The organism is Plectonema cf. radiosum LEGE 06105 (genome assembly GCF_015207665.1).
Lineage (GTDB): Bacteria > Cyanobacteriota > Cyanobacteriia > Cyanobacteriales > Nostocaceae > Rivularia > Rivularia radiosa_A.
This window is the reverse complement of the sequence record NZ_JADEWL010000002.1, coordinates 78,115-102,475: the sequence shown is the minus strand read 5'-3', so window position 1 is coordinate 102,475 and position 24,361 is coordinate 78,115. Positions and strand designations below refer to the sequence as shown.

Genomic DNA, 24,361 nt, shown 5'->3' with positions numbered 1-24,361 from the left:
TGTTACTCATACATTAAAAACTCCCATGGGAAAAGTGGCACATAGGTTTAGCTTGCTCCCGTCATAAGCGAAGAAGTATCAAAATCTTAATCTTTATTAACCTTTTCTCGTTCCACCGCTTCTATCAAAGAACGCACCTGCATAGTTCCTTGGGAAGGTTCAAAAGTCAAAGGAAATTTACCTCTAGCCATCATTTTCAAACCTAGAGGAGCAATACTTAGCAAACCTTTAATATCTTTAAAGTAATTCCCGATAACCTGTAAACCAAATTGTCTCTCATCAATCCAACCACCTTCTTTTACCAACTCTATCAATACCTTGCGGTGGCGAATTGAACGACTATCGCTTGCTTGTTTGGTTTCCAAAAGAGATTGCTTAATTTTACTAATTTGATCTAAAGGTGCGACACCCATCGGACAAACGCTATTGCAGTAATAGCAACGAGTACAACCCCAAACTCCTTTTGTTCCTTCGTTATATTGTTCTAGACGACTTTGCTTTTCATTGTCGCGCTTGTCTTCCACCATTCGATAAGCTTTCGCAAGGGCATGAGGCCCGACAAAATCTGGATTTACCTCCAATGCATTGCACTCGGAATAACAAGCACCGCACATGATACAGTTACCAGTTTCCTCTAACTGTTGTCTTTCTTCTGGTGTTTGTAAAAACTCTCGTAGTGGTACTTTTCTTGCAGCAGTGCTGACGTAAGGAGAAACAGTTTCTAAGCTGTTCCAAAAACCTTTCATATCAACAATTAAATCTTTTAGTACAGGCATATTACCCAATGGCGCGATCGCGATTTCAGGGATAGAATTTGCTTGATTTACCGAGGATACAAGTGAAGCAAATCTAGCTATTTCGCTGCCAATATTTTCCTTACAAGCTAAAGCGGAACGTCCATTAATCCTCATAGCACAACTACCGCAAATTGTATTGCGGCAATTTTTACGAAATGCTAAAGTCCCATCTTGCTCCCATTTGATCCGATTGAGACAATCAAGGATTGTATTGCCCTCTTCTACATCCAAAAGGTAAGTTTGTACAGTAGGAGATGTATTTTGATTTTGCCGAATAACTTGAAAATTAACTTGCATTTTACCTCGTGTTCCGACTTTAACTGTTCTTGCCCATTAAAGAAAATTGTTGTGAATACAGCACTTTATAACAAGGAGGATTTATAAGAGTAATATGTGAGTTTTAGGAAAATTCGGGATGCAAAGTAGGACTTTTTGATGTTCCCTGTTCCCTGTTCCCTATTATCTCACCCTTATTAAGTAATTATGACCTTGCCACCCGTAGGGCTAACAGGAATCAAATCGAATTTTTATATCTCCTTGTTGACCAAGTTTAAATAGCTGTTTAACAATGACTAATTATAAAAGAGAATCTTAATAAAAATTCTCTCACAAAACGCCCAACCCCTTCCAACTCTGACAACCATAGCAAAAAAATTATCAACCAGATCCATTAATATAAGTTTACTTTTAGACAAACTTTAACAGAGAGTTTCTGCGAGTCAGCCCTGATTTCAAGAGCATTCTTCACAAAACCTGAATAGCACAAATAAGATTTCTTGAAAGATACCAATTGGCGATAACTGCTTTATTATCGGACAATCGCACCATTCTTAACGGTTGAATTGGCAGAAATCTTGATTTTACTTATACCCCAATCGATTTCAAGATTATATAGAAGACTTGAAGCAATTGATTAATATATCTGATATTGGATTTGCTTGTCATGCGCTTTGTATATTAGCCAGTGTTACCGATAAAGGAATATTCGGTGAAAGTGGGATATGTAACTATGAAACCTTTAAACAGCTTCTCAAACTTAAATGAATTTTGAGAAAATTATTGGAGCAACAGTTAGCCCCTTAAGGACAGAACAATAGATAAAAGCATAACAGCAAAAATAATTAAAACTTAAACAATTATTTTGCTATTATTAGTCCATGTTAGTATTTAATATAAAATTACGAGGTAACAAAACCATAATAAATTGCCGCACAAGCGCGGTAACTATAGCTTTGTTTCTTCGTAATCTAGAGACATAATTTTTTTTGTCTCTATTGGCTGTCTTCAAGGGTATATGCTTGTAATCCCTTAGCTAATACTATGCAGTCTAGAGCCACAGAGTAATGTTAGGGAAAATCCTACAACTCTTCAGGTTTAAAAGACTTTGGCTGAAAATAAAATGCCTGCTACATTTTTGAGTTTGCAACTTTTTGTAGTAGTAGACTTGTGTGTTTTGTCAAAGCAAATTACAGTTAATTAGCTTGGTTTAAAGTTGGTGAGAGAAAAATTTTTCATCCCTGATTGTAAACATCGGCTAAAACTGTGTAAAATAGCCAAAATTAATTCCCGTAAAGACCGTAATTTATGAGTAAAATATTGTGGAATACCACAAAAATTGACTCAGGGAATTATATAAGCAGGAATTGAAGTTCAGTTGAAAGTCCGAAGAAGCTTGATGTTCGGATGTTTAAAAATTGCCTTTAGTTCAGGCATAAAACCGCATTATTGATCGCGAAAGCACAGATTAAGGAAAATTTGAGTGTAATGAGTGAAACAGCAACAGCGCCATTAACAGGAAAAACACTGCTTGCAAAAGTCAAAGAATTGTCTACTTTACCAAGACGAGAAAGAGCAAAGCAGTGCGGTTATTACACTACTACTAAGAATGGTCAGGTAAGAGTTAACCTCACAGATTTTTACGACGCGTTGTTATCGGCTAGGGGAATTCCCTTGAGTCCGGAAACACCAAAAGATGGTCGAGGTCGCGAACCGACTTATAGAGTTAGCGTTCATCAAAACGGTCAAATTGTGATTGGTGCTACATATACCAAAGCAATGGGTTTAAAATCCGGTGATGAGTTTGAAATTAAGTTGGGATACAAACATATTCACTTAATTCAAGTTGACAGCGATAACAAAGAAGTTGACGAAGATTCTGTTGAAGAAGAAGAAGAAGAAGAAGAAGAAGAAGAGTAAATTTTTCTTATGTTGAGGATAAGTTTGAAGACAATTTTTGATAACTTGTCCGTGCAATCGTAGAAAATGAGTTGTTTTGGCAAATTTTTAATTAGTTTTTATCAAGCTAAATGTGCCTAAACGACTAGATTACTCGGAAATTTTTTTGGCATAAAATTGAGTAAAGAAAGGTAAAGCGATTCAATTGCGAGTCGTAAAGCACTCAGTAGAGAAGTATTGATGCAATTAATGCTTCTCTTTTCTAAACACTCGATATTTTCAGCCACTTTTTCTTTTTTATTCAGGAATAAAAAACATCTTGAAAGCGATTAGATTAGTCCGTTGTGTTTCTTTCGTTTATTTTGATAGCCTTATTTGAGCCATTAACCAACAACTTCGTGTCCCAGTGGAAAGATGCGCCTTCTTTAGTTGTGGTAGTGGCTTTTTTTCTTATTTGGATAGGATGTTGGTTACCGATTGGATTGATTTTGACAAAAGTACTGGATTGGAAACCGCAGCAACCTTTGCAACCCGAACAAAAAATTCCTTTATTAGTTTCTCTTTATTTACTAGTTCCCTTTGTCCTACTGTTGACTAGTTGGCTTACTGATAAATCTTTTTCAAGTTATGGTTGGAACGGAAATTTGTCAATTTTATATTCACTATTTTCAGGTTTTAGCTTAGCAGTGGTAAGTTTAGCTTTTGTATTTGGTTGTCAGTTGTCTTTAGGTTTATGCAGCTTAGAACAATCAAATCTAAAATCCGTACCATCCACATTATTTTCGATTATGTTGGTAGGGCTATTAGTGGGTGGAATTGAAGAACTGGTATTTCGAGGTTTTCTGTTCAGTCAACTCGAACAAGATTATTCCGTTTTAACCGCAGCAGTAATTTCCAGCTTAATTTTTGCATTGCTACATTTAGTTTGGGAGCAACGCGAAACAACTCCCCAACTACCGGGACTGTGGTTAATGGGAATGGTCTTAGTCTTAGCAAGATTTGCCGATAATGGCAGTCTGGGTTTAGCTTGGGGACTGCATGCGGGTTGGGTGTGGTCAATAGCAACTATTGATACCCTTGGTTTAATTAATTACACTGGTAAAACATCTGAGTGGATTACAGGTAAAAATCAAAAACCGCTAGCAGGTGTTGCGGGAATATTTTGTATGGCGATCGCCACAGCAGCTTTATATTTTTTAATGAATAAATTTAGTTAAGACTTAGGCAAAAAACCCGACTTCTCATCCCAGATTTGTAAAGAAGTCGGGTTTTTATGATCAATATCGTAATCTCACACAAACCTGATAAAAACCCGACTTCTCTCATGCCAATTATCCGAAGGGAACCAAACGCTTGAGAGCGCGGCCTACAACGTCACCATAACGTAATTGTCCGCAGAGAATTTGACCCATAATTTGGCTACCAGTAGGACGTTTTACACCCGCTTTGTAACCAACACCAGGGAAACGATAGAATGCGCCTGCAAGCTTTTGCGCCCAAGCCATATCAGCGCCCCATTCTTCGGTCATGACTTCAGTATATTGCTCTAGGGCGTTAATATCGCCACCCAAAGCTTTATTGACAGCTTCAGCGGCTTTCATTCCACTAAAAATTGAGGGACGAATCCCTTCTGCTGTCATGGGGTCAACTACACAAGCTGCTTCTCCAGCTAAGACAGCGTTTTGGGTGTGGAGTGTTTTATTTCCATTCCACAAACACAAAGGGTGACTGTACTCTTTGCAAGCATTCACATCCACCCCCAACATCGAACTGCAATCCTGAAAAATTTTCGTGAAATTATCAGGTTCTCCACCAAGGAAACTTGCAGCCCCAATAGAAAGACCATCTGCTTTTGGGAAGCTCCAAATGTAGCCGTTTTTAATTGTGCCGAATTCAAACTGAATCTTAGACTTCTCTTGTCCAGATGTAGCAGGTGCTTCCAAAGCTGCTGCTAAACGGCGCTTGGGTTCTTTGAAACCGAGCCATTTTGACATTGGTCCGGCTGCACCGTCTGCTGCAATCAGGTAGCGTGCCGAAAATGTACCATTTGCTGTATTTACTTGCCAAAAGTCGCTTTTGAACTCAATTGATTTTACTTCAGTACCGTCTTTGAGTTCCGCACCAAGATTCTGCGCTTGCTGCACTAGGAAATGGTCAAAAACATCTCGCTGTACCATCCATACTGGTTCAATGGTTTGGATTTTGCTTTCTACAGGGTCTCCTTTTTTCCAGGTAAACCGGATGGTGTCTACCTTGAGAGAAATTACAGGACTAAAATCGAAGTCAAACCATGAAGCGATCGCAGGGGAGACTCCACCACCGCAGGGTTTATACCTCGGTAGGGATTCCTTTTCCAATACAAGTACCGAACGTCCTTGTTTTGCTAAATGGTATGCAGCTGTGCCACCAGCAGGACCTGCGCCGACGATGATGCAATCGTACATATAATTAAACTTTTGCTCCTCAATATATCGTGTATAAGAGTGACGGGCTTATCAAACTAAACTGTTACCGATTTTACGACTTAGTTCGTAAAAATTTTACTTACAGTTATCTTATTTCTATTTATCTGAATATTTATTCTTAACTAACTATGTTCATCCGTAAATATAACTATTAAGGATAAATTTTTAAATTCCATAATTTTGCTTGCATCATTTTAATTTACTTATATGTATTTGACTTTACATTATATTTTCACCTGAATTTTTCGTGGGGTAAGAAGTTGGGTTTTTACGATATAAATATCCGTAATATCAGAAAATCCTCATAAAAACCCGAATTCTGTAATTATCGATTTTAATACTTAGAGCTTGCATAACCGCTAATAAATTACAATTAACCGAGGAAATTAATTAAAAACTTTTTGTAAAATATTCCAGGTATTTGATTAAGTTTGAGTAAATTTGAGATGAATACTGCCATATCTGTTTGAGAAAATTACTTAGTATTCGCCATCGCGGTGTGAGAAAAAACAATCTTTTGAGTTTGTTAGATTCGATATTTCCAATAAAAAGCCCAGAGCTAGAAGTTAACTCATAACTATATGGTTAAAAACTTCCAACTCTGCGGCGTTTCAATTCACAATCTTAAACAGTTGTGATTTCTTTTTCTTTATCTGCAAACAAATCGTCTATTTTTGCTGTGTACTTATTTGTCAACTTTTGCACTTCGTCCTGCAAATCTCGCGATTCATCTTCAGAAATTTCAGCATTCTTTTCCTGCTTGCGAATCGAATCTAAAGCATCTCGGCGAATATTGCGAATAGCAACGCGCCCTTCTTCGGCATACTTAGAAGCGAGTTTGACAAATTCTTTACGACGTTCGGTAGTCAAAGGCGGAATATTCAGCCTAATGGTAGAACCATCGTTATTAGGAGTTAAACCCACATCGGAAAGAGAAATCGCTTTTGCGATTGAATTCAAGCTGCTTTGATCATAGGGCTGGATTGTGATGGTAGTAGCATCAGGTGTACTGATATTCGCTAAAGACTTTAAAGCTGTATCTACACCATAATATTCAACCATAACCTTATCTAGTAGACTTGAATTAGCCCGACCAGTGCGAATCGTATTAAAAGAACGTTGAGTAGCTTCAACGGTCTTTTGCATTGTACTCTCAGCATCAGCTAATTTCACAAGAACCTCCCACAATGGTGCCAATAGATTCTCCCATAACTGCGCGGTGGATATTACCCCGCGTATTCAAGTCAAAGACAAGAATAGGGATATTGTTTTCTTTACATAAGGCGATCGCAGTACTATCCATTACTCGCAATTCATTATTTAAAACGTGTGCGTATGTTAGTGATTTGTAACGCTTGGCGTTGCTGTTAGTATGTGGATCGCAATCGTATACTCCATCTACTTTAGTCGCTTTAAAAATCACTTCCGCATCGATTTCAGCTGCTCTTAAAGCAGCTGTCGTATCAGTTGTAAAGAAGGGATTACCAGAACCCGCGCCAAAAATCACCACCCGTCCTAATTCTAAATGACGGATGGCTTTACGACGTATATATGGTTCGGCTACTTCTTGCATAGCGATCGCGGTTTGTAGGCGCGTCTGTACACCTATTCGTTCGAGGGATTCTTGCAAAGTCATGGCATTCATCACTGTTGCAATCATGCCGATATAGTCAGCGGTGGCCCTATCCATACCCGCCGAAGCAGCTTTCATCCCGCGAAATATATTTCCGCCTCCTACGACTATGGCAAGCTGAACGCCAGTGGCTACAACCTCTTTTACTTCTGAAGCTATGGAATTAACCACCTCGGGGTCAATTCCGTAGCCCATACTGCCCATTAAGGCTTCACCGCTCAGTTTCAGTAAAACCCGTCGGTAACCTGTTCCCATGAAGTTAAGCTTTATCCAAAATTTGTATTTGCCGTACCATTTAAGATATCAGTAGAATGACTATCTGTCTCTAGTTTCGCCATACCAAACTACTACCTAGAGCTTCTGTCTCGGCGACACGGATTTCTTGTTGTTTTAATAAAGCAACAACTGCATTCTTTAGATAAGCTTTTTCTGCTGAACCTGGTTGCTGAGCGGTACTGTCCACTTGACCTTTGTAACGCACAATACCATCTTGGTCAATTAAAAATGCCATTGGTGTGTTAGTGGCACCAAAGCTACGAGTTACGTCTTGAGTTGAATCCCATAAATAAGGGAAATTTAATTGATTAAGTCTTGCAAAAGCTTTCATGTTGTCAAAGCTTTCCTTGGGGTCATTTTGGGCAATGTTGCCATTGACTCCAATCAGCGTAAAGCCTTGTGGACCAAATTCTGCCTGTAGTTGTTTGAGTTTGTCTATATAGAACTCTACATAGGGGCAGCGGTTGCACATCGAAATTACGCCAACTGCACGGAATCTTTCTAAATAACGTCTTAGATGGTGTACTTGATTATCAATTCCTGGCAGTTCAAAATCAGGTGCGTATTTTCCTACGGGGGTATCCATTGTCTCTAGTACACTCATATTTTTGGTTGCTGGAAGGAACTGGGAACAGCAAAACACATTTTTCATGTGGGCTTGCCGCGTCCAATTTCAAGCCACCCTTTGTGTAGATGCTTAACTGATATGCAATAATTCTATAGTTCACCGTTAATTGTCGTAAATTGTAAAACTACTGAATAAATCTGGAAATATCGTCTTGCATTATTTTTAGTAATTTTGAGATTTTTTTATATTCATTAACTAAGATGAGATTTTTTCTTCTAAGCAGTTTAAAATTGCCATAATCAATATAATCCATCTACAAAGCAGTTTTTCAGCCGTATTTTGCTATTTAATACATTAAATATTGAGCTATTTATTGTGTTTAGAAACCATTTATTTGAAATTAACCGTGATTGATTAATTGATTAGCTATCTTACAAATACTTGAATTGACATCAGAAAAAATACTGAAAATAATTTAGAGGTAAGACATCCAATAAGTAGCCAAGCAAAAATATTTATATATTTATATTTACTGCTCAGTTATACAGCTATTCCCTTCTATGTATTAACAAAATCTCAACTAGATTTTTGATATCCAAGACAAGCTTCTAGTAGTCTGGCAAAATATAAATGATGGATGGTAGTATGAGCATCTCGCTCAAGCTCGCTGTCTGAGCCACAATACAAACATCCGGCAAAATAAGTCATATTTAGCTGTCTACTTTTGTGTTTTTTGCGCCTTGCCTTGGTAAATAAATTTTCTTAACCGAAGTTTATCCCCTTACAGCATTAAATGTAAAAATACTAGAATCCCTAGAATCGGAATTATCAGTTAATTATTTCGGTTTACAAGCACAAAAGATGTTTCTAGACTTGCTTTTAGAAACAAAGTTTGCAGTAGCTGCTTGATATAGCGGTAGCCGGGTAGTTTAGGGCAAGAAAAATCGTAAAATTCTTACCCTCGAAGACTTTCAAAACCGTTCCCTGTTCTCTGCTCCCTCCTATATCACAGACTCTGACTAAATATTTAGGCAATCGACAAACTCCCCTAAATTCCTGGGGGTTAGAGGATTAAAACCTCAAATGTAATATTATTTTGCTTTTACTTTTATTTTTACATATAAAATTCCATGAATACTTCTATTTCTACCCTGGTATCTAGTTCAACACAAACCTGGATGTGGCAAGGTTTTCCCATTTGCTATCAAACTCAGGGAACTACCGGCTCTGCCGTTGTTTTGATACATGGCTTTGGGGCTTCTTGGGGACATTGGCGAAAAAATATCCCTGTGTTAGCAGAAAATTGTCGTGTTTATGCTGTTGATTTGATTGGTTTTGGGGCTTCAGCCAAACCCAAACCCAATGAAGAAATTGCTTATACATTTGAAACTTGGGGACAGTTGATAGCTGATTTTTGCCGTCAAGTTGTGGGTGAATCTGCTTTTTTGGTAGGAAATTCCATCGGTTGTATAGTCGCAATGCAAGCCGCAGTCGATAACCCAGAAATTGCATTGGGTATAGCGTTGCTTAACTGTTCTCTACGACTTTTGCACGAACGTAAACAAGCAGAGTTGCCTTATTATCGGCGTATGGGAGCGCCAATACTGCAAAGAATACTTTCTGTCAAGCCTATTGGCGAATTCTTTTTTAATCAAATTGCTAAACCCAAAACCGTGCGTTCGATTCTGCTGCAAGCTTATCCTTTGGGTTTAGCTGTTACTGACGAATTAGTCGATATTTTAATGGCTCCAGCCAAAGATCCAGGTGCAGCAGCCGTATTTTTAGCGTTTACTGCTTATTCAAGGGGTCCCCTAGCAGAAGACTTGTTACCAATCCTACCTTGTCCGGCGATTATTTTATGGGGGACAGCAGATCCTTGGGAACCAATAGAGTTAGGTAGAAAGCTGGCTGAGTTTCCCCAAGTAACCAAGTTTATCCCTTTAGAAGGGGTAGGTCATTGTCCCCAGGATGAAGCTCCAGAATTAGTAAATCCGATTTTAGAGGATTGGATTTTAGAATTTTCGTCACAGTCGAATTGAATCATCATGTTTTTTGAATGCTCTCCGTCAAACTAGAGTTTGACGGAAGTAAAAACAGATCATTTTTAATTATTGAACAACTAGAATGGCCTGATTATTGCAGAGATAATAACTTGAAGTATCTGTTCTGCCAGTTGCCATTTATTTAGCGACTTATAACAATGGTATATCATTAGAAGATTCCGGAGCATCCGATTCTTTCAACCAATCTTCACCCAACTGAATCGTAATATCGGAATCAAGACTACCAGTACTTTCGACTCGCACTTCTCCAAATCCTAGGAGACTACGAATTGATTCAGCGCTGGTTTCGTCTCCCTGTTGAGCAACAATGTGGGTTGATTGTAAAGGTTGAGTCCAGCTTTTTGTGACGTAAGTGTTAGTATAACCAGCTTTTTGTAATTTTCTAGTCAAGCGTTGGAAACGAATATTATCGCTGCCAGTACGATTTTGAATCGCAATTCGTAAAGATGCTGGTTCAGCAGATTGAAATTGATTATCAGTTTCTATACCAAAGTGCTGAGCCATCATAGCACTTATACGCTCAGGGTCTGGTATCCAGTAGCTAGCAGTATACTCGCTAGGACTGCTAAATCGACCGGGTACCATTAACATTTGCATATTAGAACGATTGGTTCTGACTCCAAAACCAACCAGCGCTAACAATTCTTCTACTTTCAAGTTAGTATCAATATTTTCTTTGACTACGTTAAGAATTTGAGGTAATTGCGTTAACGTTGCAGGGTTGAGGGCTTCATCCATTAATGCTCGCAGCAGCACTTGCTGACGTTGAATCCGACCAATATCTCCCCTACCATCATTACGAAAGCGTAAAAGCTGGAGCGCTTTGTCACCATCTAAATGCTGTTTACCTGCTTTTAAATTGATGTATAAATGCTGAGAATCATCTTGATACTTTAAATCTTCGGGAACGTTTACCGTTACTCCTCCCAAAGCATCGATTAGCTTACCTACTCCCAGAACATTAATCCTTACGTAGCGGTCGATTGCAACTCCTCCTAAAAGGTTACTCGCGCTTTTAGCACTTAAAGCTGGACCACCCAAAGCGTTAGAGGAATTGATTTTTTTTATCCCATATCCTTCTACTTCAGTACGAGTATCTCTGGGTATGGAAAGCATGGTCAACTTTTTGGTCTGAGGATCGAATTTGACCAGCAGCATCACATCAGCAAGACCATTAAAAGAATTTACTTGAGGTAAGTATCCTAAATCTCTAACTTCAGATGGAGGATTTTCTACATCGTCGGGAAGTACGCTCATTCCCATAATTAAAACATTTACCGGACGAGTTAATTCGGAAAACCGTAGTCCACCCCCAGCAATACTATCTTTCTCGAATACAGCGGCTTCATCGGGGCTAAGATTGGCTTGCATGAAAGGACTACCGCTCAAGGAAACTGCTAAAAGCGCTCCTGCCGTAGCCGATATCATCGCAATACCACTCATCCCAACCCAGAACCACAACCACTTTCCCGATTTAGGTTTATTTTCTTTTTTGTCATTTGAGTTGGGAGGGGACGCAGAATGGCTGTCTTGCGCCGAAGTTCTTTGAATGGTCACTGACTTCCTCACACTTATTGATAAAAATTCAAATTTCTGTTTTGCATTCGTATCGGACGAATCAACCCATAATAGCTAACTCTTAATTATCAGTGCTAACGACACAACTTTCGTGTCAACCACAACACTTATAGCAGTATTTCTCCTATTTTTTTAGTTAATCCGGAGATGTTTAATAGAAGTATGGCAACTTGATACTAAATTTGGCTGTAAAGTCATTGATAATCCTAGTGCAAGACGGCTTGACAACAAATGTTTTTATTTCAAGAAATATAAATATCTAGACATTGATTGCATCAGCTAAATTGCTTTTATTATAAGCTTTTGCCCTTTCTGCCTTGCGTCTTCTTAAGTAGTCGTTCACGTACTAAGAATTTTTCCGCAAACTGGCTAAATGCCGGTAATCTTTGAGACTTACCTTGGACTGTGCGAATAATTAACCATACGCTGACCACAAAATAACTGCTGGTCACAAAGCTGTTAAGAATATACAAACGCAAAGCAAAAAAATCCGAACTTGAAGCTCCAGTTCCTAAAAGTATGTACCCGATTATCCAAGTTAATGCTAATGTAATTGACAAACGGCAAGTTCTTAATTGTTCTCGGCTTGCTTCACCTCGATAAAGCGTCCATAGGGAAGGAAAAAAACCAATCACCGGAATTAGGTATATCAGCATTCCCATTAGAGAAATATCTTCTGTTTTTAGTTTGCTTGAATCAGAAATACTGGAATTAGAAATAGATTTAAAATGCTTCATTAGTCTGAGTAAAATCCTAAACTAGGAGGATGAATGATTGGTCTGTAGTCGGGGATAATAAGCTTACAATCGAAGACTTAATTAGTTAACGGCAATCGGCTTTTTTTATGCATAAACTTAAGCTCCTTAACTGGTGGCAAAGCTTAACACCAATAGCGCGAATCGGCGCGATCGCCGTTTTTGCTCCACTGTTAGTAATTAATGGCTGGGCGTTTTCAGTAATTTTTGATTACTTCCACTCGTTGATAGTGATTTTAGCCGGAGCTTCGGTATTAGCGTTTCTGCTCAACTATCCCGTAACCTGGATGGAGCGTCAAGGTCTAAAACGTGAACCTATTGCAATTTTAGTATTTTTACTGAGTTTATCGATTTTATTGGCATTAGGTGTCACACTTGTACCTTTAGCGCTTACTCAAGCTCAGCAATTGGTAGCTCGTTTACCGGAATTGATTGATTCGGGACGTTATCAGCTAATGATGCTCAACGAAAAAGCTGATAATTTAGGTTTACCAATCAATCTGGATGCTTTAGTAGTCCAGATTAATGACCGTGTTAAAGGACAATTACAAGCTATAGCCGGGCAGGTTTTGAATTTAGCGGTGGTCACGGTAACGAGCTTGCTTGATATTGTCTTGACTATGGTTTTAACGTTTTATTTGCTACAACATGGAGCAGAACTTTGGCAAAGCTTGATTGGCTGGCTTCCGGATCGATTTAGTAAACCGTTTTCGGAAACAGTACGTCTTAGCTTTCAAAATTTCTTTATCACTCAAATAATTTTATCCGTTTGTATGGCATCAGCTTTAATTCCGACGTTTTTATGGCTGAAAGTACCTTTTGGTTTGCTTTTTGGCTTGACTATCGGGATTATGGCGTTAATTCCCTTTGGTGGCTCTGTAGGGATTGCTCTGACCACATCTTTGGTCGCACTGCAAGATTTCTGGATTGGAATGAGAGCATTATTGGCTGCTGTAATCGTTCAACAAATACTGGAAAATATCATTGCTCCACGGATTCTAGGTAGTTTTACAGGCTTAAATCCCGCTTGGGTGTTAATTTCTGTACTGACGGGAGCTAGAATTGGTGGGCTTTTAGGTGTAGTTGTAGCGGTTCCCAGTGCTGTTGTAATTAAAACGGCTTTAAATGCTGTACGTCCTTCCATTACTAAGAGCGATCGCGATGATTTTACTGTAGAAAAAAATGAAGATTGTCATTACAAAAAAACAGAACAAACAGAGGACACTAATTCGGAAATTAGCGTCCCTTCCATTGATGTAGCTGCACCAAAAACATCTCCTCCCACTGCTTAATTAAAATATGAATTGTTGATTTTTTAGCTTTTTAACTAATTAAGTAAGTGGTTCTACAATTGAACCCATAAATAAGACGCTTTGGGTTTGATTATCTCGAATAGCACAGAAAAAGGGACGGTTAACAATCATCTCAAATGGTTGTTCTGTAGGTAGTTGGGCTGACAACAATGCAATTCCCACTGAGGTTGTTGCAGCCGCAACGGTTCCTTCTTCATTCACTTCTAAAAAAGTTTTATGCTTAACTTCGGTAATTTTAAGGTTATTTCCCATGGAAGAAAAATTAGCACCATCGCTAAATGCTTCTGCCATTCCTAAAGCCGAAAGTGCATCATTTAATGTCGCTTCATAGTCCATTTTAAAGCGGGGTAAACGCACAAATCCTTCTCGCTTACCAAACTGAGATATCCATTTTTGCCAATTTTCTGCATTCAAGTTTTGGTAAAAAGAATTCAAACTAGAATTTTCTTTGGGTAAAAATATGTAAAAGCTGATTCTACCATTTTCACCATAAGGTAAACTCACGGCTTGAAATTGTTCGTTTTCGTAATATCTATAATCACCCGATTGCGACATCATCGGATGTTTTTTCTCCTCTCCTGACGAGAGATAAAACGGAAATTCGGCTGTTTTTTCTGATTTAAATTCCTTTGTCCAACTACCTTTAAAGTAAATTGCATTCAGCAAAAATAGGACTTGATTTGGGTCGATTTTATCGACAATTTTTTCGATTTTACCTTGGGTATTTTCTTGAACCCAATTGTTAATTGTATTAGGTGCTTGTGTATCCCCAAAATCTAAATTTGTCACCTTAGCTTGATAAAAATCTTGATTTCTCTGAATAAAATCTGGTCTCAAGCTAGCATTTTTATCCACCCATAATGAATTAGCTATATTTAATGTTACTTGGGGGTCGGGGTTTTCTAAACTAGCTTTTAATTGTACATAATCGGAATTTATCTGTTGAAGATTTATTCCTTGCAATTCTAGTGCTTTAGCCATTGCTTGTTGAGTACTACCACTAGCCCCGTTGTAAGTCATGGCTAGAGCAAGAGCTATGCTTGAAGGTGAAACAAATATATTTTTGTGATTATCTTTAACTAACAATTGCTCAAATAAATTGAAGCCAAATTTAGTATTCGCGGACACTAATTTTGTCTCCAGCGATGCAGCTTTATCTGACACTGGTAATTCCGATTGCGGTAAAGGTGATTCAGCAAGAGCGCTGTTACTAGTATTATTTAATTGAGAGCATCCAATCACACCCATAAGCATTACGCCCGCAGCAGCTAGAACATAACGTCTTCCTAAACTCACCGCGTAACGTCTTTGTAAAAAGTTTTGCTGAGCGTTGCTTAATTTTCGCTTCATATGACTACAATTCTCACCATCCCAATTTACTCTGACTATGACATCTAAAATTGGAGAATACTTGGGTGGTTACAGTTTTGGCAACAGAATATTCTTCTCAATTATTTATTCAATTTTTGCAACTTAAATCTATAAAATAATAAAAGTTATCTAGATTACAGACTTGACAATCATATCATATAATATCCTATAGATACAGGCAATTAATAGTAAACAAATATTATGTAAACTATTTTATTAACCTACTCCTTTAATTTTGTGGTGCAATGAGCGATAAAAATCATAGCTCTCCAAGTAACAATATTTCCTTTCAAGAAGTTTTAATGCTTGTGTCCAGCCTGTTTATGGCTAAAACAGGCAAGCATCTTTCTAATATAGAGGTTTTAGTTTTAGGTGGTTCCTGGAAAGGTCAAAAATACAACCAAATTGCTGCGGAAGGTGGTTATACGGAGGAATATATCAAAAATGACGTTGGGCCAAAACTGTGGAAACGGTTGTCGCAAGCTTTAGAAAAAAAAATTAACAAAACTAATTTTAAAGCAATTCTTGAACAGCAGGTTTATCAGGCAGAAAAAGGAAAAATAATTGCTAAGGAATTAATCGCAAAAGAAACTTTTGTTAACAACCTGAAGTTTCCAGAAATACCTCAACCCGTATATCACAATCTACCATCACGAGATTATACAAAATTAATCGGTCGGAAAGCTGAAGCGAAAAGACTCTTAGAACTACTTTCTTTTGAAAGTTTAACTCCTTGTGTAAACATCGAAGGAATCGGAGGTGTGGGAAAAACTACTTTAGCTTTGGATATTGCTTACCGTTGTTTGCAAGCTAGTAAAGATATTGATTTAGAAAAGTCCTTAACAGAAGATATTCCAACTTTTGAATTAATCGTTTTTACTTCTGCAAAAACTGAATTTTTCACCTCTAGAGGAATTTTACCGCGCTTAAGAAGAGAAAAAACTTTAAGGGATATTTTTACAAGTATAATCCGCACAATTAACTTTGATCATTCTCCTCCCGCAAGTTTTGAACAAGCCTACGAGCAAATCTACAAATGCTTGGCAAATATGAGGACTTTACTAATTATTGATAACTTAGATACTTTAGAAGAACAACAACAAGTACTAAGCTTTTTATACGAACTTCCACCAACAGTAAAAGCTTTAATTACTAGTCGAGAAAAAACCCCTTTCAATGCAGTTCGTTTATCATCTTTGACTCAAACCGAAGCTTTAATATTAATTCAACAAAAAGCAGCCGAGAAACAAGTAGACTTGAGTTTAAAGCAATATGTCCAGCTATATCAAACCACAGGGGGAATTCCCGCCGCAATCATCTACGCCATTGGACAGTTAAATGCTGGTTACAGCTTCGATAATGTTACTTCTTGTTTGATACCCGATCGAGGAGATTTCTGCCGATTTTATTTCGACAGTTCCGTGCAGCCATTGAAGGGACAACCGGCTTACTACTTTTTAATGGCATTGTCACTATTTGCTAAACCACCAATAACGTCAGCATTACGAATAGTTGCTGGGGTAGATAATACCTTGAAAGCCGCAGATGGTTTAGCTAAATTGCAACAACTTTCCTTGATTAATTATCGTCAAGAACGTTACGGGATGTTACCTTTAACTCGCGAATACGCGAGCGGAGAAATGTTTTGCAATCCTGAGTTTGAAAAGAATGCTCGCGAGCGTTGGGTAAACTGGTATTTAGAGTTTGCTCAACAACACGGAGCTAAAGATTGGCGAGAATGGCAAGATTATCAACATTTGCACCAAGAATGGGATAACTTGACAGAAATAATTGAATGGTGTATTAAACATGACCGTTACAGCGATTTGTGTCAACTTTGGCGGAATGTGAAATGCTATACATATTCCCTCGCTTACCGGCAAAATCGTTTAACTGATTGGGAAGGACCGCTATTATGGTTGGAATGGCTCGCTCAAGCAGCTATTTCTCGTCAAGACTTGGCGATCGCCGCTGAAATGCTTGGCGATCGCGCTTGGAAGCTTACCTTGATGGGGCAAGAAGAGCATTTAAATGTAGCTGATAATTTATTCATTCAAGCTTGGGAATTGCACGAGCATTTAACATTGGATATGCAAGTTGATTTAGCGATTCATATTGGTGTATGGCATATTCAAAAGCAGCAATTTGTTAGAGCAATAGATTGGTTAAATGAAGCTCAAAATTTATTAGATAATTCAAATAATTCTCAGATTAATCCCTTGAGTGCGACAGGCTTATCCCTACATATTTTGTATTATCAAGGCGAGATTAATTATAAAACTGGAAATTATCAAGCAAGTAAAGCATTATTTAAACAAATATTCGAGCAAGCTCAGTTAATTAATTGGAAACGTGCGAGTTTTCTTGCTAAAGATTTTTTAGCAGATATTGCAATCAAACAGGGAAAATTAAATCAAGCGCAAAATTATTTAACAGAACTTTTACAAATAGCAGAAAACAATCAAGATAAATGTAGTAGAGCATATACAAAGCGTTCTTTAGCTCGTTTAGAAGAAAAACTTGGTAATTCAAATATAGCCAAACGTTGGGCAAATGAAGCGATAAAAGATTTTGAAACTCTAGGTATGCAAAGGGAATTAACAGAAGCTCAAGAATTACTACAAGCTATTGAATGATAGTTGATAGTTGATAGTAAGAATTAACCTTCAACCTTTGACCTTCAACCTTTAACCTCAATATTTTTTCTTTTCGCTAAAGTAAAATAGAAGCTAGTTTTTCAGTATATTTATTACTACAATAACTACCTTTTACTTAACTTTTCCCTGCTGACAAATAGGAAATACTGCTTAACAATATGAGCGTGTAATCTGCTTTCTGCCTATAAAGCAGTTTTCCTTATTCAAGGTATACACAGTTGGAATACACTGATAGAGGTATTTGGCATCAGGGTCATGCATCTTTTCTCACACTTATAACAACTTGAATCATCAGGGTCATACATAAAAATGCACTTACAGCGACTTAAAATATCGGGGCTATGCATCTATTTTTTTATCATTCAAAGTATTTGCTTTGACTCACATATTCTCTAGTCAATGCTATTTGCGGAAGTATATTTTTTGATATAAATTTCTGCAATAAAACTGCGGTAATTAATACCATTCCATTAGGAAGACTCCGAAACTTTATCAGAGCATAACTATCAAACAATGAGTGATAATAGAGTTCCTACTTTAGTTGTTATAGACCCATCTATTAAAGATTTTCATATATTAGAAGAGCGTATATCACAAGATATAATGCCTCAAGCGGAGGTGATAATATTAAGACCGGATAAGCAAGAAATTGACCAAATTACTTATGCAGTGCAGAAAAACTTTCCACTTGGGGATATTCATATTATTTCCCAAGGTTCACCGGGTTGTTTGTATTTAGGTAATAGTAGTTTATCTGTCCATAACTTTAATTATTATGCTTATCAATTAAAAAAGTGGTCAGTTAAGAACATTTTCTTATACGGATCTAACCTAGGTGCTGAGGAGATTGGCAAAAAGTTTATTTTACGTTTGTACAAAACAACCGGCGCAAAAATCTCTACTTTGGCCAGCACGCAAGGAACAAATACAAAAGTAGGAGTTGGGATTTGGACTACCAATGAATATACATCAATCCAACCAGAATTAGCAGTATTAAAATATAGATAATCATCTAGATTTTTTAGTTGCAGAAAACAGTATTTTCAACTCAATAATCAGAAATTGTGAATCAGATGATTTTTAAATTTAAACAGTAACTCTCAACAATATTTTATGTATAATGAGCAGAAAGTCAGCTTTAACACCGTCCGTACTTTAGTTTTTATTGACGATGCTGTGGAAGACTTTCAGAGTTTAGTTCAAGCTTTATTACCTTGTTCACAGATAATTCTTATTCGATCCAATTATCATGAAGTTGAACAAATTACTCAAACTTTAAATAAATGTAACCGTCTCAAAAGTCTTCATATTATTTCTAACGGTTCTCCTGGTTGCTTATATTTAGGAAAGAGTAATTTTAACTTATTTAATCTCAAACATTATGCTTCTCAATTGAAAACTTGGTCTGTACCCAATTTGTTGCTTTACGGATGCAATGTTGCGGCTGGAAATACAGGAAACGAGTTTATTCGGCGTTTGCATTTATTAACAGGAGCTAATATTGGTGCGTCTATATGGAAAGTAGATGATACAGCTAAAGGAGTTTGCTTGCAGTTGAACTATTTTCTCGGAGAAATCAACTCCAATTTGACAATATTACCTTCAACTTGGCAAACCAATATTAAAGTACTTCAAGATTGATTATTCGTCCATTATTGTTGTTCCCTATTCCTTACTTAATCTTTAAAGGTGATAAATTGTTCAGCCTTACAACTCAAACACAACTAACAAAAGAAACAGAATATACAAAAGTAATTACTTTCGCTGGACTTCCCGCTCATGAAAGTATAGAAATAGATTTTTTGCTTGCGGTTATCGATTCTTGGGATAAACAATGTAACATTTATTCCAATATCAAAATTGATGGAAATCCGATTCTTAAAGAAGCGCTACTTCAAAAAATACCTCATTCGGCAAGCACCTTAACATTAGAATGGGTTGCAAAAAATCATCATTGGTATGGTTGGAACGATTCTCAAACTATGACCATTGTAACTGTTATTATCAATGGTATTAAACACGCTCCGACTATCAAAAATATGATTCCCGATCAAACCATCCACGCTTACAGTAACATTGATTTTACCTTGAATGCTTCGAGTAGTTTAGATTCCAATGGAGACAGTTTAACTTTGAAGGCGTATCTAGATAACGGTTCGCTAAAAGCAAGTTGGCAAAATTTTGACCCTTCCATGATAATTAACGGTAATTTCCGCTAGTTTACAGGAGTCCGGTTTAATTTTTATTTAACCTGACCGTAGTTTCAAAATAACAGTTTGAACTGCGGTTGTTGCAGCAATTATAACTAGTCGAGATAGGGAACACAAAATATACTTACAGGTTTTCAAAAATCAAATATCGCTCTATCGATACCCGGCAGTAAAAATTTCACCGATATCTACACGCGGTCGAACAAGTTGTGTTATCTTACCAATAGGTTGACAATCAGATGCAATGCTCTTTTTGTTTGTGATTTCCATGTTGATTCCAAAGTGTTCTTGAAAAAGTACTTGGGTTTGCTCGAAAGTTTTTTGTAGATTATCTTGATCCGTTTTCCCCCGCTTGCCAAAGTAAGGAAAATGATGGATAAATCGACCAAATAGCATTTCGCAATCTTCAGCGTATTTGATAGTATCAAGAATGTGGTAATGCCATACCCGGTCAATTTCTTCATTCGGTACAAGTTCACCGTTAGGGTAAAGATAAATCAACAACAAAAACATTAGATATTGTAAAATCGCTTGGTTTGTTTGTTGAATATTCCATTTGTCTTCGTTACAATACATAAGTCTATAGGCAATTGGTCCGAGATCAAGTCGTGCTAATTTTTCGATGAACGTCTGAACATCAGTAGATATATTAGATTTAGCGAATAACATTTCGTCACTCCGGATAAAATAATTGAGTGAAGGAGGAGCGAATTAAATTCCACACATAAGATTCCATTGGAATGAATTCCTTATCCGGGTTTTTTAGAATTCAAAGTGTTACTTTATACTTATTTTATTTTAGTATTAAGTTTCTGTGAAGAAGCAGGAAGTGATTATAAAAGTTTAGATATTACAGATTGCACAGAGTTTCAAGTTGAGATATAACACAACCCTGCTTAAATTTCTTCTGACTTGGGCAGAATGTTAATAAATGTTAAATTGATTTGACTATTTGCAGAAGTCGGGTTTTTAGGATAAACATCCGTAACACCACTTTCATGCTGATAAAAACCCGACATATACGCGATCATCACAGAAGTCGTGTTTTTTTTAGGATACATACTTAGTAACACCAAAAGTTTATTGTTAACTGATAACTGTCAACTGTTAACTGTTTAAGGAGTCCACCAAGCCAAAGCATAAGGTTGAGTTGGTTCGTTGATGCTGTCTTTAAACTTGACGCTAATTTTATAATTACCATCTTCTGGTATCTCACAGAAAATATGCTCCACGCTATCAACTTGACTAACAGAAGCGCAAGTACTGCCATTGTTGGAATTTTGACTATCGGCTTTTACTAAATGCAAATCGAGATTATTCAAACCGCGATCGCGAAAATTTTCCCCTTTATCATATTTACCGTTTTTGTTTTGATCTTCGAGTTCTACTAACCTATCCCAAGTTAAAGTAATAGACACAAAACTGCCTTTTTGTAAAGGTTTTGCTAAAGTATAATCCGCAGATGTTCCGGTTAAAATTGTGCGATAATCCCAGCCAATAGCAGGTACTGCTTGGGATGGACTCCATTGTCGAGCGCTAAACTGTTGGTAAGCACGAAAAGCATTTAAATGTCCGGTTCCCATCTGATTATGTAAAGGAATTGCTTCGTCTTTGTAAGCATCAGAACCTAACCAGTCTTGATTCTGCTTATCAATTAAAGTACGAGTCATCCCCAACTTCAAACCATTTCCATCATCTTTAATCTTCTCCGCTGAATTGAGTAAAACAGCTTTCATTACTTGATGACGGCGAGCATCAAGACTCCAAGCAAGTTGTTGGGGAGCAGGTGATTTTAGGGATTTTCTTAACATCGTATCACTAAATTCTTGCAATAAAGCCACAGTGGCTGTAACGTGAGGTGCGGCAAAACTCGTACCCGTGACCTTTTTAATTTGTCCATTAGGATTGAGCAAGCGAATATTATTCCCAGGTGCCACAATGCTGATGGTACGACGCGGACCTAAATTAAGTTCCTTACCAGCTAAGCGTGCGCTCATTGACTGATTAATAGCTACCAAATTAGAAACGTCAAGTTTTCTAAAAATATTTTCTCGACGAGAGGAAAAAGCAACGTTAATTCCATTAAAATTATCTGTAGGGATGGGAATACCACCCTTACCCTGATTACCTGCAATAGTATATAAAACATTATGAACCCGACTAGACCAATCAACACATAATGTAAGTAAAGCTTTACCATCCAAAACTGGTTCCGGTCTAGGGTCGCGGCTTAAAGGTTCACCAAAGCTAAAGTTAATAGCGCGTACATCATTACCATTTTGCAAAGCAATATGTTGCGTCGATAAACATTCTTCGGGTTGACCCATACCCTTGATAGAACCAACAGCAGAGGAATAGAGACGCGCTCCTGGAGCAATCCCCCGAAACCCTTTATCATTGCTGACCATTACACCAGCAACATTATAGGCATGAGGGTCAACTCCTTTATCAGACTTAGCGGGTTGATTACCCTGAAAAACACCAGCCAAAGACACAGAACGATTTTTAGAAACAGATTTATCTACTCCAAATTGACCAGGACGACCAATTTCCACTTGACCAAGAGCAATTTTTCTACCAGATAAATTATATGGTGGTTTATGTAACCTCAAAGCATCAATACCTTCGCTACTAATAGAAGTAGTCAAAGCAAATACCGGCAAGCTCAAGCAAGAAGCACCACAACCCAAAATCACCCAGATTAGTTTTTTCATAAAAAAGTAGTTGTTGGTTGTTAGTTGTTGGTTGTTAGTTGTTAGTTGATGGTTGTTGGTTGATGGTTGTTAGTTGTTCGGAGTTACCAATCCCCAATTACCAATTACCAATTACCAATTACCAATTCCCAATTCCCAATTCCCATCTCCCATTGTCTAATTTCCAATTTTTCATGAGATAAATCTCAATATTTTGTTACAATGATTACAGAAGAGGACGCTTAAAGACCCACTAGCCATGACCAATAAACAATCTAAAAAACCCGTTGTGATCGCTCCATCCATCCTATCAGCAGATTTTAGTCGTCTTGGTGACGAAGTTCGTGCTGTAGACGAAGCCGGAGCCGATTGGATTCACGTTGACGTAATGGATGGTCGTTTTGTACCTAATATAACGATTGGTCCTCTGATAGTGGAGGCGCTTCGTCCGGTAACTCAAAAGCCTCTGGATGTCCACTTGATGATTGTGGAACCTGAAAAGTATGTAGAGGATTTTGCCAAAGCCGGAGCAGATCACATTTACGTTCATTGCGAGCATAATGCTTCTCCTCACTTGCATCGCACTTTAGGACAAATCAAGGAACTTGGTAAAAAGGCAGGAGTTGTATTAAACCCCGGTACTTCTTTGGATATGATTGAGTACTGTCTGGATTTATGCGATTTGGTGCTGATCATGAGCGTTAACCCCGGTTTTGGTGGTCAAAGCTTCATTCCTGGAGTTTTACCCAAAATCCGCAAGCTGCGTCAAATGTGTGACGAACGCGGACTTGATCCGTGGATTGAAGTTGATGGTGGACTAAAAGTCAACAATACCTGGCAAGTCTTGGAAGCTGGTGCAAATGCAATTGTTGCAGGTTCCGCCGTTTTTAAAGCTAAAAGCTATAAGGAAGCCATCGAGGGTATCCGCAACAGTCAACGTCCCGCACAAGATATACCCAAAGCTTCTTAACATAAGTTAATTAATATTCCCATCACTTGAAACCCCTTCCTTTAATTTAGCGGAGGGAATTTTTTTAATCGCACCATCAGTTCTGAGAAGTCGGGTTTTTTATAACCATTGTCTGGTGTACAGTAGGCTAGTAAAAACCAGACTTCTAATCATTGTCTGGTGAGTTTCGAGAAGTCGGGTTTTTTATAACCATTGTCTGGTGTACAGTAGGCTAGTAAAAACCAGACTTCTAATGATTTTAAATCTAATCTAAAAAGCCCATCAAAGAGTAACTATCATCAACTTCGTTGGATGCAACCGGACGATTACCCATAACAGAATAAGTTTGTGAAACCACCAAATCGCTCTTAGCAATAGGACGAATTCCAGATAAATTCATTGTCTCGGAGTATTGCATCTTGTTTGCCCCAATGGGACGAATTCCCATGATATTTACGGTATCAACAATTTGCAAATCGCTGCTGCTAATGGGACGTTCCCCGGAAACCATCATTGTACCTGCAATATTTAAGTCGCTGCTGGTAATAGGACGATTCCCAGAAATCGCAAGGGTTCCGGTTACTTCTTCTTTTGCAGCATCTGCTTTTACAACCTTATCAGTATTGTTATTTTGATTATCTGTACTCACGTTTTCACCTTTTATATTTTCTAATTTTGTACTGGTTTCCAATCCAGTTTTGATTCGTCTTTGTCTAGTACTGGCTTGTCTACCATTACTGCTGACGGTCATAATTTTATGCCTCTAACAAATAAATTTGACTATGATGACGGTAAATTAAAAATTTACTTTTATTTATTAAGTGTAACTTTAAAAAACCTTGTACAGATATAAGTATC

The 24,361-nt window shown here is 37.6% G+C and carries 21 protein-coding genes; 9 read left to right on the top strand and 12 right to left on the bottom strand.

Annotation, left to right across the window (positions count from 1 at the left end; translation table 11 throughout):
- Positions 1-86: 86 nt before the first annotated feature.
- On the bottom strand, positions 87-1,094 hold the full coding sequence (locus tag IQ247_RS01000) for a succinate dehydrogenase/fumarate reductase iron-sulfur subunit (RefSeq protein WP_193915986.1): 1,008 nt from the start codon (positions 1,092-1,094) through the stop codon (positions 87-89).
- Positions 1,095-2,561: 1,467 nt separating this feature from the next.
- Here IQ247_RS01000 and IQ247_RS00995 point away from each other — a divergent pair.
- Positions 2,562-2,993 (top strand): AbrB/MazE/SpoVT family DNA-binding domain-containing protein, encoded by a 432-nt coding sequence (locus IQ247_RS00995; RefSeq protein ID WP_193915983.1) that lies wholly within the window; start codon positions 2,562-2,564, stop codon positions 2,991-2,993.
- Positions 2,994-3,370: 377 nt separating this feature from the next.
- On the top strand, positions 3,371-4,189 hold the full coding sequence (locus IQ247_RS00990; protein WP_322745364.1) for a CPBP family intramembrane glutamic endopeptidase: 819 nt from the start codon (positions 3,371-3,373) through the stop codon (positions 4,187-4,189).
- Positions 4,190-4,303: 114 nt separating this feature from the next.
- Here IQ247_RS00990 and IQ247_RS00985 read toward each other — a convergent pair whose 3' ends face one another.
- The 4 genes from IQ247_RS00985 to IQ247_RS00970 form a co-directional block, all read right to left on the bottom strand.
- Positions 4,304-5,416: a geranylgeranyl reductase family protein gene (locus tag IQ247_RS00985; protein ID WP_193915977.1), complete on the bottom strand. Its 1,113-nt coding sequence runs from the start codon at positions 5,414-5,416 to the stop codon at positions 4,304-4,306.
- Positions 5,417-6,061: 645 nt separating this feature from the next.
- The gene (frr, locus tag IQ247_RS00980) at positions 6,062-6,610 is read right to left on the bottom strand and encodes a ribosome recycling factor (RefSeq protein ID WP_193915974.1); all 549 of its coding nucleotides are present in this window, start codon (positions 6,608-6,610) and stop codon (positions 6,062-6,064) included.
- Positions 6,597-7,325 (bottom strand): UMP kinase, encoded by a 729-nt coding sequence (pyrH, locus tag IQ247_RS00975; RefSeq protein WP_193915971.1) that lies wholly within the window; start codon positions 7,323-7,325, stop codon positions 6,597-6,599. Before pyrH ends, frr begins: the two co-directional genes overlap by 14 nt.
- A 70-nt stretch (positions 7,326-7,395) precedes the next feature.
- Positions 7,396-7,950, bottom strand: a complete 555-nt coding sequence (locus tag IQ247_RS00970; protein WP_193915969.1) for a thioredoxin family protein — start codon at positions 7,948-7,950, stop codon at positions 7,396-7,398.
- A 1,094-nt stretch (positions 7,951-9,044) separates the two neighbouring features.
- Between IQ247_RS00970 and IQ247_RS00965 the strand changes: the two genes are divergently transcribed.
- Entirely contained in the window at positions 9,045-9,953 is a 909-nt protein-coding gene (locus IQ247_RS00965; protein ID WP_193915966.1) for an alpha/beta fold hydrolase, read from the top strand.
- Positions 9,954-10,106: 153 nt separating this feature from the next.
- On the opposite strand, the gene IQ247_RS00960 is transcribed toward IQ247_RS00965, so the two are convergent.
- Positions 10,107-11,534 (bottom strand): LCP family protein, encoded by a 1,428-nt coding sequence (locus IQ247_RS00960; RefSeq protein ID WP_193915964.1) that lies wholly within the window; start codon positions 11,532-11,534, stop codon positions 10,107-10,109.
- A gap of 314 nt (positions 11,535-11,848) precedes the next feature.
- Entirely contained in the window at positions 11,849-12,292 is a 444-nt protein-coding gene (locus IQ247_RS00955; RefSeq protein WP_193915962.1) for a hypothetical protein, read from the bottom strand.
- A 107-nt stretch (positions 12,293-12,399) separates the two neighbouring features.
- Here IQ247_RS00955 and IQ247_RS00950 point away from each other — a divergent pair, with 107 nt between their 5' ends.
- The gene (locus IQ247_RS00950; protein WP_193915960.1) at positions 12,400-13,602 is read left to right on the top strand and encodes an AI-2E family transporter; all 1,203 of its coding nucleotides are present in this window, start codon (positions 12,400-12,402) and stop codon (positions 13,600-13,602) included.
- A gap of 39 nt (positions 13,603-13,641) precedes the next feature.
- Here the strand turns inward: IQ247_RS00950 and IQ247_RS00945 are convergent, their stop codons facing one another.
- Complete coding sequence (locus IQ247_RS00945; RefSeq protein WP_193915958.1) at positions 13,642-14,973, bottom strand: serpin family protein; 1,332 nt, start codon at positions 14,971-14,973, stop codon at positions 13,642-13,644.
- A 266-nt stretch (positions 14,974-15,239) separates the two neighbouring features.
- Between IQ247_RS00945 and IQ247_RS00940 the strand changes: the two genes are divergently transcribed.
- The 4 genes from IQ247_RS00940 to IQ247_RS00925 all read left to right on the top strand — a co-directional run bounded on the left by IQ247_RS00940 (position 15,240) and on the right by IQ247_RS00925 (position 19,870).
- On the top strand, positions 15,240-17,630 hold the full coding sequence (locus IQ247_RS00940) for a tetratricopeptide repeat protein (protein WP_193915956.1): 2,391 nt from the start codon (positions 15,240-15,242) through the stop codon (positions 17,628-17,630).
- A gap of 534 nt (positions 17,631-18,164) precedes the next feature.
- Positions 18,165-18,659, top strand: coding sequence for a DUF4347 domain-containing protein (locus IQ247_RS00935; protein ID WP_193915954.1), 495 nt, complete (start codon positions 18,165-18,167; stop codon positions 18,657-18,659).
- A 105-nt stretch (positions 18,660-18,764) separates the two neighbouring features.
- Positions 18,765-19,292 carry a DUF4347 domain-containing protein gene (locus tag IQ247_RS00930; RefSeq protein WP_193915951.1) on the top strand — a complete coding sequence of 176 codons (528 nt, stop codon included), beginning with the start codon at positions 18,765-18,767 and terminating at the stop codon, positions 19,290-19,292.
- A complete protein-coding gene (locus IQ247_RS00925; RefSeq protein ID WP_193915948.1) occupies positions 19,289-19,870 on the top strand; it encodes a hypothetical protein in 582 nt (193 codons plus the stop codon). The genes IQ247_RS00930 and IQ247_RS00925 overlap by 4 nt, the downstream gene beginning before the upstream one ends.
- Positions 19,871-20,014: 144 nt before the next feature.
- Here the strand turns inward: IQ247_RS00925 and IQ247_RS00920 are convergent, their stop codons facing one another.
- The 3 genes from IQ247_RS00920 to IQ247_RS00910 form a co-directional block, all read right to left on the bottom strand.
- Positions 20,015-20,530: a glycine-rich domain-containing protein gene (locus IQ247_RS00920; RefSeq protein ID WP_193915945.1), complete on the bottom strand. Its 516-nt coding sequence runs from the start codon at positions 20,528-20,530 to the stop codon at positions 20,015-20,017.
- A 227-nt stretch (positions 20,531-20,757) separates the two neighbouring features.
- Positions 20,758-20,922 (bottom strand): hypothetical protein, encoded by a 165-nt coding sequence (locus tag IQ247_RS00915; RefSeq protein ID WP_193915942.1) that lies wholly within the window; start codon positions 20,920-20,922, stop codon positions 20,758-20,760.
- Between the two features lie 54 nt (positions 20,923-20,976).
- Positions 20,977-22,575 carry a S8 family serine peptidase gene (locus IQ247_RS00910; protein ID WP_193915939.1) on the bottom strand — a complete coding sequence of 533 codons (1,599 nt, stop codon included), beginning with the start codon at positions 22,573-22,575 and terminating at the stop codon, positions 20,977-20,979.
- A 238-nt stretch (positions 22,576-22,813) separates the two neighbouring features.
- Here IQ247_RS00910 and rpe point away from each other — a divergent pair, with 238 nt between their 5' ends.
- Positions 22,814-23,524, top strand: coding sequence for a ribulose-phosphate 3-epimerase (rpe, locus tag IQ247_RS00905; protein ID WP_193915937.1), 711 nt, complete (start codon positions 22,814-22,816; stop codon positions 23,522-23,524).
- Between the two features lie 244 nt (positions 23,525-23,768).
- On the opposite strand, the gene IQ247_RS00900 is transcribed toward rpe, so the two are convergent.
- Positions 23,769-24,254: a hypothetical protein gene (locus tag IQ247_RS00900; protein ID WP_193915934.1), complete on the bottom strand. Its 486-nt coding sequence runs from the start codon at positions 24,252-24,254 to the stop codon at positions 23,769-23,771.
- Positions 24,255-24,361 lie beyond the last annotated feature (107 nt).